Annotated in this window: 15 protein-coding genes; all 15 read left to right on the forward strand. The window is 67.6% G+C overall.

Going from position 1 to position 13,242, the window contains the following annotated elements; translation table 11 throughout:
• Positions 1–6 precede the first annotated feature (6 nt).
• Positions 7–1,188, forward strand: a complete 1,182-nt coding sequence (locus N4261_RS01195; protein WP_261758412.1) for an acetylserotonin O-methyltransferase — start codon at positions 7–9, stop codon at positions 1,186–1,188.
• An 81-nt stretch (positions 1,189–1,269) separates the two neighbouring features.
• On the forward strand, positions 1,270–2,223 hold the full coding sequence (bchC, locus tag N4261_RS01200; RefSeq protein WP_261758413.1) for a chlorophyll synthesis pathway protein BchC: 954 nt from the start codon (positions 1,270–1,272) through the stop codon (positions 2,221–2,223).
• Between the two features lie 88 nt (positions 2,224–2,311).
• The gene (locus tag N4261_RS01205; RefSeq protein ID WP_261758415.1) at positions 2,312–3,331 is read left to right on the forward strand and encodes a chlorophyllide a reductase iron protein subunit X; all 1,020 of its coding nucleotides are present in this window, start codon (positions 2,312–2,314) and stop codon (positions 3,329–3,331) included.
• Between the two features lie 16 nt (positions 3,332–3,347).
• Positions 3,348–4,835: a chlorophyllide a reductase subunit Y gene (bchY, locus tag N4261_RS01210; protein ID WP_261758416.1), complete on the forward strand. Its 1,488-nt coding sequence runs from the start codon at positions 3,348–3,350 to the stop codon at positions 4,833–4,835.
• Positions 4,832–6,316 (forward strand): chlorophyllide a reductase subunit Z, encoded by a 1,485-nt coding sequence (bchZ, locus tag N4261_RS01215; protein ID WP_261758417.1) that lies wholly within the window; start codon positions 4,832–4,834, stop codon positions 6,314–6,316. Before bchY ends, bchZ begins: the two co-directional genes overlap by 4 nt.
• Complete coding sequence (locus N4261_RS01220) at positions 6,313–6,456, forward strand: hypothetical protein (protein WP_261758420.1); 144 nt, start codon at positions 6,313–6,315, stop codon at positions 6,454–6,456. The genes bchZ and N4261_RS01220 overlap by 4 nt, the downstream gene beginning before the upstream one ends.
• A gap of 5 nt (positions 6,457–6,461) precedes the next feature.
• Positions 6,462–6,611, forward strand: a complete 150-nt coding sequence (gene pufB, locus N4261_RS01225; protein ID WP_354005418.1) for a light-harvesting antenna LH1, beta subunit — start codon at positions 6,462–6,464, stop codon at positions 6,609–6,611.
• A 36-nt stretch (positions 6,612–6,647) separates the two neighbouring features.
• On the forward strand, positions 6,648–6,872 hold the full coding sequence (locus N4261_RS01230) for a hypothetical protein (RefSeq protein WP_261758422.1): 225 nt from the start codon (positions 6,648–6,650) through the stop codon (positions 6,870–6,872).
• A gap of 11 nt (positions 6,873–6,883) precedes the next feature.
• Positions 6,884–7,075 (forward strand): light-harvesting antenna LH1, alpha subunit, encoded by a 192-nt coding sequence (pufA, locus tag N4261_RS01235; protein WP_261758423.1) that lies wholly within the window; start codon positions 6,884–6,886, stop codon positions 7,073–7,075.
• Between the two features lie 105 nt (positions 7,076–7,180).
• Positions 7,181–8,005 (forward strand): photosynthetic reaction center subunit L, encoded by an 825-nt coding sequence (pufL, locus tag N4261_RS01240; protein WP_261758424.1) that lies wholly within the window; start codon positions 7,181–7,183, stop codon positions 8,003–8,005.
• A 146-nt stretch (positions 8,006–8,151) separates the two neighbouring features.
• Positions 8,152–9,132: a photosynthetic reaction center subunit M gene (gene pufM / locus N4261_RS01245; protein ID WP_261758425.1), complete on the forward strand. Its 981-nt coding sequence runs from the start codon at positions 8,152–8,154 to the stop codon at positions 9,130–9,132.
• A complete protein-coding gene (locus N4261_RS01250; RefSeq protein ID WP_261758426.1) occupies positions 9,129–9,287 on the forward strand; it encodes a hypothetical protein in 159 nt (52 codons plus the stop codon). Before pufM ends, N4261_RS01250 begins: the two co-directional genes overlap by 4 nt.
• A gap of 2 nt (positions 9,288–9,289) precedes the next feature.
• Positions 9,290–10,423 carry a photosynthetic reaction center cytochrome PufC gene (pufC, locus tag N4261_RS01255; protein WP_261758427.1) on the forward strand — a complete coding sequence of 378 codons (1,134 nt, stop codon included), beginning with the start codon at positions 9,290–9,292 and terminating at the stop codon, positions 10,421–10,423.
• Between the two features lie 229 nt (positions 10,424–10,652).
• On the forward strand, positions 10,653–11,831 hold the full coding sequence (locus tag N4261_RS01260) for a PAS domain-containing protein (protein ID WP_261758428.1): 1,179 nt from the start codon (positions 10,653–10,655) through the stop codon (positions 11,829–11,831).
• 238 nt (positions 11,832–12,069) lie between these two features.
• Positions 12,070–13,095 (forward strand): leucine-rich repeat domain-containing protein, encoded by a 1,026-nt coding sequence (locus tag N4261_RS01265; protein WP_261758429.1) that lies wholly within the window; start codon positions 12,070–12,072, stop codon positions 13,093–13,095.
• Positions 13,096–13,242: the final 147 nt, after the last annotated feature.

Raw genomic sequence — 13,242 nt, forward strand, 5'->3', positions numbered from 1 at the left:
CCCCGCATGGCGCGCGTCGACGCCCCACCGGGTTCCGCGGCGCCCGTCACCCACTGGCTGGACGGCCCGCTGGCCTGGCGCGACCGCCTGCTGGCCAGCGCTGCCTTCAGGCGTTGGGCCCAGGCCTTTCCGCTGACCCGCTGGCTGGCGCGCCGCCGCGCGGCCGGCGTCTTCGACCTGGTGGCCGGGTTTGTCTATTCGCAGGTGCTGCTGGCCTGCGTGCAATTGCGGCTGTTCGAACTCCTGCTGGACGAAGGGCCGCAGAGCGCGTCGGCGTTGGCCGGGCGCTGGCAACTGCCGCTGATGTCGACCGAGCGGCTGCTGCGCGCCGCCGTCGCCCTGAAGCTGCTGGAGCACCGACCGCACGACCGCTATGGCCTGGGCCCACTGGGCGCGCCGCTGGCCGGGGATGCCGGACTGGCCGCGATGATCGAGCATCACGCGGCCCTCTACCGTGACCTCGCCGAGCCGCTGGCGCTGTTGCGTGGCACGACGCGGGACGCCGGCCTGGCCGCGTACTGGCCCTACGCCGGGACCGATGCGCCGCAGACGCTGCCCGCCGAGCGATTGAAGGCCTATTCCGATCTGATGGCCGCGTCTCAGCCGCTGGTGGCCGATCAGGTGCTCGGCGCCTATCCCCTGAGGCGACATCGCCGGCTGCTCGATGTGGGCGGCGGCAACGGGGCGTTCGCCTGCCGCGCGGCGCAATCGGCGCCCGGTCTGCAGGTGCAGGTGTTCGATCTCCCCGGCGTCGCGGCCGCGGCTCACCAGCGCTTCGAGCAGGCGGGACTGTCCGACCGCTGCACCGCCGTGGGGGGCGATTTTCTGCATGACCCGTTGCCGGTCGGCGCCGACCTGGTGACCCTGCTGCGCGTGGTGCACGACCACGATGACGCCCGCGTGCTGCGCCTGCTCAGAGCCGTCCGCCAGGCGCTGGTGCCGGGCGGCAGCCTGTTGCTGGCCGAGCCGTTGGCCGGAACACCCGGCGCGGAGCGCATGGGTGACACCTATTTCGGGGTCTACCTGTTGGCCATGGGTCGCGGTGAGCCACGCAGCGAGCAACGGCTGCGCGAGCTGCTGGCCGAGGCGGGATTCGCGCGCGTGCGGCGCCTGCCCACCGCCTTGCCGCTGCAGGCCAGTGCGCTCCTGGCAAAAACGCCTGACACGTCGAATGTAAATGTAGGTTGACGTTTGTTGGTGTAAGCGTAGGATGACTCACATGGACACCCCCACCTCACCGGTCGGTTTCACCCCATCCAAGGGCCGCTCATGAACACGCTCGCCGTCGTCATCGAACAGCCGCAGCGTCTGAGCCTGGCGCCGCTGCGGCTGCCGGCGCTGCAGGATGGGGATGTGGTGGTCGAGGTCGAGTTCAGCGGCATCAGCACCGGCACCGAGCGCCTGATCTGGGACGGCACCATGCCGATGTTCCCGGGCATGGGTTATCCGCTGGTCCCGGGCTATGAGGCGGTCGGCCGTGTGATGGCGGTGGGCGCCGGCAGCAACAACTGGGTGGGTCAGCGCGTGTTCGTGCCGGGCGCCCGCTGCTTCGGCGAGGTGCGCGGCCTGTTCGGGGCTTCCGCCTCGCGGTTGGTGGTGCCGGGCGCCAAGGCGGTGCCGGTGGATGACAAGCTGGGCGAACAAGCGGTGCTGCTGGCCCTCGCGGCGACGGCCTATCACAGCGTGGCCGGCGGTGGTCAGGGCCAGCCCCACACCCCGCCGGACCTGATCGTGGGCCACGGCGTGCTGGGCCGTCTGCTGGCGCGCATGAATGTCGCGGCCGGTCTGACGGACTTCACCGTCTGGGAGACCAACCCGCTGCGGCAGGACGGCGCGGTGGGCTACCGCGTGATGCATCCGCAGGACGATCCGCGCCGCGACTACCGCGCCATCTACGACGTCAGCGGCGATGCCAGCCTGCTGGACAGCCTGATCGGACGCCTGGCCTTCGGTGGCGAGGTTGTGCTGGCCGGTTTCTATGCCAAGCCGCTGTCGCTGAACTTTGCGCCGGCCTTCATGCGTGAAGCCCGCATCCGGGTGGCCGCCGAATGGAAGCGCCCCGACATGCTGGCCGTGAATGCGCTGCTGCATGCCGGACGTCTGTCGCTGGACGGGCTGCTGACCCACACCGAACCGGCCGAACAGGCGGGGGCCGCCTATGCGCAGGCCTTCGGTGATGCCGGCTGCCTGAAGATGGTCCTGGACTGGAGACACCACGCATGAGACACCCTGTGTCGGTCCGCCAACCGGTCCGCCTCCCTGCGCGAATGGCAGGGAATCGGTCGATCTCTGCCCTCAACCGGAGGGCGCCATGAGCACCTCGACGATTCCGGCGGAAGCGCCGGTGCATTTCCAGCCCCGCACCCAGACCCTGCGTGAGGAGGCGGCCATCGAACCCGATGCGCCCGCCACCGGACCGGTCACCAAGACCACGCAGATCATCGCGATCTACGGCAAGGGCGGCATCGGCAAGAGCTTCACCCTGGCCAACCTCAGCTACATGATGGCCCAGCAGGGCAAGAAGGTGCTGCTGATCGGCTGCGATCCCAAGAGCGACACCACCAGCCTGCTGTTCGGCGGCAAGGCCTGTCCCACCATCATCGAGACCAGCAGCCGCAAGAAGCTCGCGGGTGAGGCGGTTGCCATCGGCGATGTCTGCTTCAAGCGCGACGGTGTCTATGCGATGGAGCTGGGCGGGCCGGAGGTCGGCCGCGGCTGCGGCGGGCGCGGCATCATCCACGGCTTCGAGACCCTGGAGAAGCTCGGCTTCCACGACTGGGGCTTCGACTATGTGCTGCTGGACTTCCTGGGCGATGTGGTGTGCGGTGGCTTCGGCCTGCCGATTGCACGCGACATGTGCCAGAAGGTGATCGTCGTCGGCAGCAACGACCTGCAGAGCCTGTACGTGGCCAACAACGTCTGCAGCGCGGTGGAGTACTTCCGCAAGCTGGGCGGCAATGTGGGCGTGGCCGGCATGGTGATCAACAAGGACGATGGCACCGGCGAGGCCGCTGCCTTCGCCCGGCATGCCGGCATCCCGGTGCTGGCGGCGATTCCGGCGCATGACGACATCCGCCGCAAGAGCGCCAGCTACGAAATCATCGGCAAGCCCGAGGGCGAGTGGGGGCCGCTGTTTGCGGAACTGGCCGCCAATGTGGCGCAGGCGCCGCCGGTGCGGCCCAAGCCGCAGACGCAGGACGAACTGCTGGGGCTGTTCTCGGCCGAAGTCACGGGACGTGACTTCCAGATGGAGCCGGCCACGCTGTTCGACATGGTGGGCCGCACCGAGATCCACAAGCCCACGCTCGAAGTCGTCTACGACGCCGCCTGACGCCTGAAAGAACCCCATGAGCTCATGCCACGCCACTGTCGAACGCGCCCAGGCCGAGAGCGCCGCCACGCGGGAGACGCTGGCGCGCTATGCGGCCGACTATCCCACCGACCACACCGGCCCGCATGACCAGCCGCAGAGCATGTGCCCGGCCTTCGGCGCGCTGCGTGTGGGCCTGCGGATGCGCCGTACCGCCACCATCCTGAGCGGCTCGGCCTGCTGCGTGTACGGCCTGACCTTCACCTCCCACTTCTACGGCGCTAAGCGCAGCGTCGGTTATGTGCCGTTCAACAGCGAAAGCCTGGTGACCGGCAAGCTGTTCGAAGACATCCGCGAGGCGGTGCATGCGCAGGCGGATCCGACCCATCTGGACGCGTTGGTCGTCATCAACCTGTGCGTACCGACCGCCAGCGGCGTGCCCTTGCAACTGCTGCCGAAGGTGATCAACGGCGTGCGGATCATCGGTGTCGATGTGCCGGGCTTCGGCGTGCCCACCCATGCGGAGGCCAAGGACGTGCTCGCCGGCGCCATGCTGCAGCGCGCGCGCAGCGAAGCCGAGGCCGGCCCGGTGGCCGCGCCCAAGGGCTGGCGCGAGCAGGGCCTGGATGCGGCCCGGACGGTGAGCCTGCTGGGTGAACTGTTCCCGGCCGACCCGATGGTCATCGGGGCCATGCTGGCGCCGATGGGCCTCAAGGTCGGACCGACCGTGCCCACCCGCGAATGGCGCGAGCTGTATGCCGCGTTGGACTGCTCGGTGGTGGCCGCCACCCATCCGTTCTATACCGCTTGCGTGAGGGAGCTGCAGGCGGCCGGTCGGCCGGTGGTGGCCTCGGCGCCCGTCGGAGCCGAGGGCACCGAGGCCTGGTTGCGCGCCGTGGGCGAAGCGGCCGAAGTGCCCAGCGCCCAGATCGAGGCCGCGATTGCGGCGGTGCTGCCGGCCATCCGCGGCGCGCTGGCGCGCTCATCCACCACGGCCAAGGTCACGGTCAGCGGTTATGAGGGCTCTGAACTGCTGGTGGCCCGGCTGTTGATCGAAAGCGGTGCCACCGTGCCGTATGTCGGCACGGCCTGCCCGCGCACGCCGTGGTCCGAACCGGATCGGGTGTGGCTGGAGGCGCGCGGTTGCGAGGTGCAGTACCGGGCCTCGCTGGAACAGGACCTGGCCGCGGTGCAACGCCATCGCCCGCAGCTGGCCATCGGCACCACGCCGCTGGTGCAGGCCTGCAAGCAGCGTGGCCTGCCGTCGCTTTATTTCACCAACCTGATTTCTGCCCGTCCGTTGATGGGACCGGCCGGTGCCGGTTCGCTGGCCCAGGTCATCAACGGCGCCATTGCCAACCAGGCCCGTTTCGACGCGATGCGGGACTTCTTCGGTGATGCCGGCGCGGGCGACAAGGCCGGCGTCTGGAGCGACACCCCGACGCTGCATCCGGAGTTCCGCCAGGAAACCCGGCGGCAGGTCATCAAGCTGATGAAGCGTCGGCAGTCGGAGCAGATGCTGTGAACTTCGTCATCGACCACGATCGGGCCGGCGGCTATTGGGGCGCCGTGTATGTGTTCACCGCCATCAAGGGACTGCAGGTCATCATCGACGGACCGGTGGGTTGCGAGAACCTGCCGGTGACCTCGGTGCTGCACTACACCGATGCGTTGCCGCCGCATGAGCTGCCCATCGTCGTGACGGGCCTGGCCGAGGAACAGCTGGGCCGCGAAGGCACCGAGGGCAACATGCGACGCGCCCATGCCGCGTTGGACCCGGATCTGCCCAGCGTGGTCGTCACCGGCTCGATCGCGGAGATGATCGGCGGCGGCGTCACGCCCGAGGGCACAACGATTGCGCGGTTCCTGCCGCGCACCATCGACGAGGACCAATGGCAATGTGCCAATCGCGCCATGTTCTGGCTCTGGGCCGAACACGGCCCGAGAAAGGTGCCCGCGCGCACGCCCTTCGAGCAACGCCCGGCCGGCGAGAAGCCGCGGGTGAACCTGATCGGCCCGTGCTACGGCCAGTTCAACAGCGCCAGCGACCTGCATGAGATCCGCCGCCTGGTGGAGGGCCTCGGTGCCGAGGTCAACCTGACCTTTCCGCTGGGCAGCCATCTGGTCGACGTGCCCCGGCTGGCCGACGCCGACGTCAACATCTGCCTCTACCGCGAGTTCGGCCAACTGTTGTGCGAGACGCTGGACCGTCCCTGGCTGCAGGCGCCGATCGGCCTGCACAGCACCACCGCCTTCCTGCGGGAACTCGGTCGGTTGCTGCATCTGGATCCCGAGCCCTTCATCGACCGCGAGAAGCACACCACCATCAAGCCGCTGTGGGACCTCTGGCGGTCCGTCACCCAGGACTTCTTCGCCACGGCCAGCTTCGGCATCGTCGCCAGCGAAACCTATGCGCGCGGCGTGCGGCATTTCCTGGAAGACGAACTGGGTCTGCCCTGTCACTTTGCCGTGGCTCGCAAGCCCGGAGAGAAGACCGACAACGCCGCCATCCGTACGCTGATCCATGAGAAGCCGCCGCTGGTGCTGTATGGCAGCTTCAATGAGCGGATGTATCTGGCCGAGGCCGCCACGGCCGGGCCGATGAAGCCGGTCTTCATTGCGGCGTCCTTCCCCGGAGCGATCGTGCGCCGAGCCACCGGCACGCCGTTCATGGGCTATGCCGGCGCGACCTATCTGGTGCAGGAATTCTGCAACGCGCTGTTTGATGCGCTCTTCCACATCCTGCCCCTGGGCACGGAGCTGGACCGCGTCGACCCCACCCCCGCCCGCGCCCTGGCCGAGCTGCCCTGGAACGACGCCGCCCGCGCTGCGCTGGACGAACTGCTGGAGGCCCAGCCGCTGCTGGTGCGCATCTCCGCGGCCAAGCGGCTGCGCGATCAGGCGGAGGCCGCAGCCCGCGCCCGCCAGGCGGCCGAGGTGACGGTGGACGACCTGGAGCGGCAGGCCCGCCAGCTGGCGGCCGCCGCGATCGGAGCGGTCGCATGAACACAAGCCTTGCCGAGGGCCTGCTGCCCTGGAAGTCCCTGCCGCGCGGGAGCTGCGCGGTGCTGGGGCCGCAAGGAACCTTCGTCACTGCGCCGCAAGCCAGTGGTGCACGGGGTCCCCAAGGCCGAATTGAGGAGTGATGGATATGGCTGATAACAGATCAGGCTCATTGTCCGGGCTGACTGAAGGTGAGGCCCGGGAGTTCCACGGCATCTTCATGACCAGCTTCATTGGCTACACGGCGGTTGCCATCGTGGCCCATGTGCTGGTGTGGATGTGGCGTCCCTGGCTTTGAGCCCCTTGTGACTTTGCATTGAAAGAGAGGTCCGCCATGGCGCAGATCACGACCGTTCCTGCCAGCAGTCATGCCGCGCAGGACACCCGGACTGACGAGGCCGTGTTCCTCGTGAGTTTCATCTTCGTGCTCTTGATTGCGCTCGCTGCGCAAATGCTGTTCCTTGAGTGGCGCGCGTGGTTGCCAGGGGCGGAGGGTGAGAAATCACTGATCAAGGGTGTGCGTTCGGGGGTCTACACCTTCATGTCGCACCTCAACTAGGAGATTCAAGCATGTGGAAGATCTGGTTGTTATTCGACCCGCGCCGAGCGCTGGTCGCGTTGTTCGCCTTCTTGTTCGTATTGGCACTGGTGATTCACTTCGTGCTGCTCAGTACCAACAAGTACAACTGGCTCGATGGTCCGAACACCCGACCGGTGGTTCAGAACTCGGCCATGCCGGCACCGGTGCCGGCGCCGAAGTAGTTCTCGCGTTCGCGCAAGACACGGTGCGGGGCCCAACCCCGCACCGTACCGGGACTGCCCAGGGCCCTGCATACCGCGGGACACCCTCTACCAGAGGTGGCAATCATGGCCATGCTGAACTTCGAACGGAAGTACCGCGTACGCGGCGGAACCCTGCTGGGAGGCGACCTGTTCGACTTCTGGGTCGGTCCCTTCTATGTCGGATTCTTTGGAGTGACGACCGCGTTCTTCTCGCTGGTCGGCATCTTGTTGATCGTCTGGGGCGCGTCCCAGGGAGGGACCTGGAACCTCTGGCAGATCAACATCGCGCCCCCGGACCTCAAATATGGTCTGGGCATGGCCCCGTTGATGGAAGGCGGCCTGTGGCAGCTCATCACGGTCTGTGCCACCGGGTCGTTTGTCTCGTGGGCGCTGCGGGAGGTGGAGATCTGCCGCAAGCTGGGCATGGGCTATCACGTGCCCTTTGCCTTTGCGGTCGCCATCCTGGCGTATGTGACGCTGGTGGTGATCCGGCCGTTGCTGATGGGTGCCTGGGGGCACGGCTTTCCCTACGGGATCATCAGCCACCTGGACTGGGTGTCCAACACCGGCTATCAGTACCTGCACTTCCACTACAACCCGGCGCACATGCTGGCGGTGAGCTTCTTCTTTGCCACCACCTTCGCGCTGAGTCTGCACGGGGCGCTGATCCTGTCGGCCACCAATCCCGCGCCCGGCGAGGTGGTCAAGACCGCCGAGCATGAGAACACCTTCTTCCGCGATGCCATCGGGTATTCGATCGGCACGCTGGGTATCCATCGCCTGGGCCTGTTCCTGGCGCTGTCGGCCGGTTTCTGGAGCGCGGTGTGCATCGTCATCAGCGGGCCGTTCTGGACACGTGGCTGGCCGGAATGGTGGAGCTGGTGGCTCAACCTGCCGGTCTGGAAGTAAAGACATGCGCATGTCCACCCCCTGCCGGCGTCGCCGGCTCCCACCAGGTGGCACCGCCCGTGAACCGGCCCGGCCGGCGCCACGTCGGCCGCTGGATCCATGTCGTCAAGCCTCGCCGGCTGTGCGAGCGTCAGAGGAGCCCTGTCATGGCTGAGTATCAGAACCTCTTCACCAGCGTGCAGGTGACGGCGCCGTCCTATCCCGGCATTCCGCTCGGACGCGACGAGTACCAGCGCAGCGGAAGCGGCGCCCATGTGCATCTGCTGGGCCGCCTCGGCGATGCGCAACTGGGGCCGATCTATCTCGGCTGGCTGGGCGTGTTGTCGCTGTTCTGCGGCTTCATTGCGATCGAGATCATCGGGCTCAACATGTGGGCCTCGGTGGGCTGGGATCCGGTGCAGTTCGTGCGGCAACTGCCCTGGCTGGCGCTGGAGCCGCCGCCGCCGGGCTATGGCCTGCACCTGCCGCCACTCAAGCAGGGCGGCTGGTGGTTGATGGCCGGCTTCTTCCTGACCGCCTCCATCCTGCTGTGGTGGGTGCGCATGTATCGCCGGGCCCGCAAGCTGGGCATGGGCACCCATGTGGCCTGGGCGTTTGCGGCAGCCATCTGGCTGTACCTGGTGCTGGGCTTCATCCGGCCGGTGCTGATGGGCAGCTGGGGGGAGGCGGTGCCGTTCGGCATCTTTCCCCATCTGGATTGGACGGCGGCCTTCTCGCTGCGGTATGGGAACCTGTTCTACAACCCGTTCCACATGCTGAGCATTGCCTTCCTCTACGGCAGCACCTTGCTGTTTGCGATGCACGGCGCCACGATCCTCGCGGTGAGCCGGTTCGGCGGCGAGCGGGAGATCGAGCAGATCACCGACCGCGGCACCGCCAGCGAGCGGGCGGCGCTCTTCTGGCGCTGGACCATGGGCTTCAATGCCACGATGGAATCCATCCACCGCTGGGCCTGGTGGTTCGCGGTGCTGTGCCCGCTGACCGGGGGTATCGGCATCCTGCTGACCGGCACCGTGGTGGACAACTGGTACCTGTGGGGCGTCAAGCACGGCATCGCGCCGCTGTATCCGGCGATGTTCCCGCCGGTGGCGGATCCGTCGCTGCTTGTTCCCGGGAGCCAGCCATGAGCCGCGGGCGGCGGTCCGGCTGGACACGTCAGTTGTGGTCAGGCCTGTGGACGGGCCTGTGTGAGAGCGGCGCCTACATCGCCATGCAGTACGGCATGGCCGCCTCGATGCCGCAGATGGCGGTGATGAGCGCGCCAACCCGACCGGGGGAATGACCATGAAGCAGATCCAAGCCTTTCAGCAGGCCAGCACGCTGGCCCTGGTCCTTCTTCTTGGTCTGCTCGCGGGCTGCGAACGGCCTCCGATCGAGACCGTTCAGCGCGGCTATCGCGGCACCGGCATGGAGCAGGTCTACAACCCGCGCACCCTGGCCGAGCAGGCGCCTGCCAATGAGGCGCCGGCGCCGCTGGAAGCGGCCTCACCGGATGGTCCCAAGGCCGGCCAGGTCTATCAGAACGTCAAGGTGCTGGGGCACTTGAGCGTGGGCGAGTTCAACCGCACGATGGTGGCCATGACGGCCTGGGTTTCACCCAAGCAGGGCTGTGTGCACTGCCACAACGTGCAGAACTTTGCGGACGACTCGCTCTATCCGAAGCTGGTGGCGCGCCGCATGCTGACGATGACCCAGACCATCAACACCGACTGGCAGCGTCACGTCGGCAAGACCGGCGTCACCTGCTACACCTGCCATCGCGGCGAGCCGGTGCCCAAGGAAGTGTGGTTCCAGCCGCTGATGCCCAAGAGCGCTCATGGCCTGGCGGGCGAGCGGGCGGACCAGAATGCGCCGGCGGTCAGCGTCGGACTGGCGTCGCTGCCCAACGATCCGTTCACGCCCTTCCTGCTGGGCAGCGAGAACATCCGGGTGGCGGGCACCGACGCGCTGCCATCGGGCAATCGGCAGTCGATCAAGCAGACGGAATGGACCTACGGGCTGATGATGCACATGTCCAAGTCGCTGGGGGTCAACTGCACGCAGTGCCACAACACCCGGTCGCTGGGATCGTGGGAGAACAGCTCGCCGCCGCGGGTGACGGCCTGGCACGGCATCCGCATGACACGGGCGCTGAACCTGGAGTTCCTGGTGCCGCTGACCCATACCTTCCCGTCGAATCGACTGGGGCCGATGGGGGATGTGGCCAAGGTCAACTGCGCCACCTGCCACCAGGGCGCACACAAGCCGCTGTATGGCGCGGAGATGGCGAAGTTCCATCCCGAGCTGCAGATGAAGTCACCCTTGCCCGCGGCGCCACCTGCTGCGGCGTCCGGCGCGGCGGTGGTGTCGAGCGAGGAGCTGAACATGCTGCGCGCGTTGACGCCCGAGGGTGCTGCCAAGCCAGGAGCGCCCGGTTGATCGGGTGAGATCCGACCAGGCCCACAGCGGGCCGGAGAGAAAAAAGGGCACGGCACAGGCGCGGTGGACGTCGGCTGGCGTGAAGCGAGGTCCGTGAGGAGAGGTTGATCGCGCGGTGCCCGTCGGGGCAGCGACGACCCCAGAGCGTTGCGCATCCTTGATCGCAACGGGCTCCGATGCGGCCCTGCGCCGCACCGGCCTGTCACCCCATCGATCGGGAGCCCCGACGGTGCCCACGCCCCCCGAACCCGACCTCAGCGCACTCGCGTCGTTGGCGCACGAGCTGGCGATCACCATGGCGCGTGTGGTTGGCGACATGGCCTTGGTGGTGGACGGCCACGGCGTCATTGCCGAGGTGGCCGAAGGCGCGCTGGGCCCGATCGCGGGATGCGATCAATGGGTGGGTCGCCGATGGATCGACACGGTGAGTCCGGGCAGTCAGGTCAAGGTGCTATCGCTGCTGCAGGAGGTGACGCTGTGCGGCGCGACGACGCTCGGGCGGGAGCTGATGCATCCGGTGCCGGGTCAGGCCGATCTGCCGCTGGCCTGGTCGGCCATTCGCCTGGGATCGCATGGTCCGGTGCTGGCCGTGGGCCGGGACCTGCGCGCGGTGGCGGCGTTGCAGCAGCGATTCGTCGAGGTGCAGCAGGAGATGGAGCGCCACTACTGGCGCTACCGCCTGGTGCAGAGCCGATCCCAGCGTCTTTATCAAGTTGCGCATGATGCGGTACTGGTGCTGGATGCCGGCAGTCTGGTGGTGCTGCAGGCGAATGCCGCGAGTGCCGAGCTGCTGGGGCGTCGGCTGGAGGATCTGCTGCATCAGCCGTTGACCGACAGCCTGCCGGTCAGCCTGCTGGGGTCGGTGCTGGAGCTGTTGGTGGCCACGCGCAGCAGCGGCCGCGCCGTGAATCGGCGGGGATGTGGAACGGGACCTTCAGGACGGCTGGACATGGCGGCGGCGCCGCTGACGGTCGATGGCCGACGGCAGCTGATGCTGCGCCTGCGCAAGGAGCTGGGCGGCGCGCCCGGAGATGGAGGCGTGGATGAGGTGCTGGCGCTGTCGCGCATGGCGGAGGTGGTGGAGACGACGGCAGACGCGCTGGTGATTACCGATGCGGACGGCGGCGTGCTGATGGCCAATCCCGCGTTTCTGCGGCTGACCGGTGTGGCGGACGAGTCGCTGCTGCGGCGGCGCTTGCTGCCGGAGCTGATGGTCGACACGCAGGGCGCGTGGGCGGCGATGGTGGATGAGGTGAGACGGGTGGGGATGGTGACCGGGGTGGTGCTGGAGGTTGGGACGCCGGACGGGCCGCCGAGGCGGGTGCGGGTTGCGGCGGCGCTGCTGGCGGAAGGGGAGCCGGCTTGCATTGGGTTCGCGGGGGGGGTGGAACCTCTCCCTGACCCCTGACCCCTGACCCCTGACCCCTGACCCCTGACCCGGGCCCGCCGGAGATGCGCGTGGGGCAGCCGGCTGACGCAATGGCTGTCTTGCGTCGGGAGCGGGCGGTCGGCTTGCTGCACCGATAGCCGTCGCAGACCGATTCAGCCAGTGTGAGTCACGCGGAAGCTTGCAAAATGCGCGGGTGGAACGATCAAGTGGCGCCATTTCGGCGCCACGCTCGCTTCCGTCGAGACATCAGTCGACTATGCAACGAACGATTCAGATCGGGGACCTTGAGCTTCGCGCCAGCGACTCTCCCGAGGGCGTGGTGCTTCATTCGCAGGACTCCATCTCTCTCGTTGGGATTGACGCCTTTCCGATGACGGTTCGGCGCATCGAGGCCTCGCTTCATCTGCACAGCAGCACCCTGCGCGAACTGCCTTCTCCACTGATGGTGATGGGAGACCTGTTGGTCGAGAGTTGCCCGGACTTGGTGCTGCCGGACCACTTGGAGGTGAGCGGCGACCTGATCCTCACCAACAGTGGAATGACCAGCGCCGAGCTGCCCCGGGGATTGGTGGTGGGCGGCGCGCTGTCCATCGGGGACTGCGCGTTCCGTGAGCTGCCGGCGGATCTGCGCGTGGCGCGCAGCATCGTCGCCGGCGGGAGCAAGCTGGAGCGCCTGCCCGCCGCGCTGAGTCTGTCCGGATCCCTGGATATCCGCGACACGGCCGTCACGCGGCTGCCGGACCCGCTGTCGGTCGGCAGCGCCCTGGTCATCCGGAATTGCGCCATCGACGAATTGCCCCGAACGCTCTCGGTCGGCGAAAGCCTGGACGTGGGGGGTACGCCGATCCGCCACTTGCCCAAGTCGCTGCCGATGTTTGGCGACCTCTATGTCGATGGATCCAAGGTGGAGACGCTGCCGGACAACCTGCGCCTGGGCTCGCTGAACATCAGCGACACCGCCATTCGCGAGATCCCGCCAGGCACCACGCTGTCCGGCAGCCTGTTCGCCCTCAACGCGCCGGTGCGGGAACTGCCCGCGTCGATGACCGAGCTTCAGGATCTGGTGCTGACCGGCAGCGCGATGGCGCGTTTGCCAGAAGGCTTGGCGGTGAATGGCAGCCTTGTGCTGGCCGACACGCCCATCCAGTCGCTGCCTAGGAAGATGTCCGTGGGCGGCACGCTCTTCCTTGGGGGGACTCGTCTCCAGCCAAAGGACGTGCCCAGGCATCAGAAAACCAAGGCGGTGCTGGATGTGAATTGGGAGTGGCGTCCGGGTGCGTGAGGGCTGTCGCGACGCGGGCGTCAAGGCTTTACATCGGCGCCGCGGGCGTATCTTTGGCGAATGGACGAAGCGCCGACCGGCAATGGCCGTTGTGACGGGTCCCGCGTTCCAGCGGGAGCTGACAAGCTCCGAGTCGCTCGACATTCA

This window comes from Roseateles amylovorans (genome assembly GCF_025398155.2).
In the GTDB taxonomy this organism is placed as follows: domain Bacteria; phylum Pseudomonadota; class Gammaproteobacteria; order Burkholderiales; family Burkholderiaceae_C; genus Roseateles; species Roseateles amylovorans.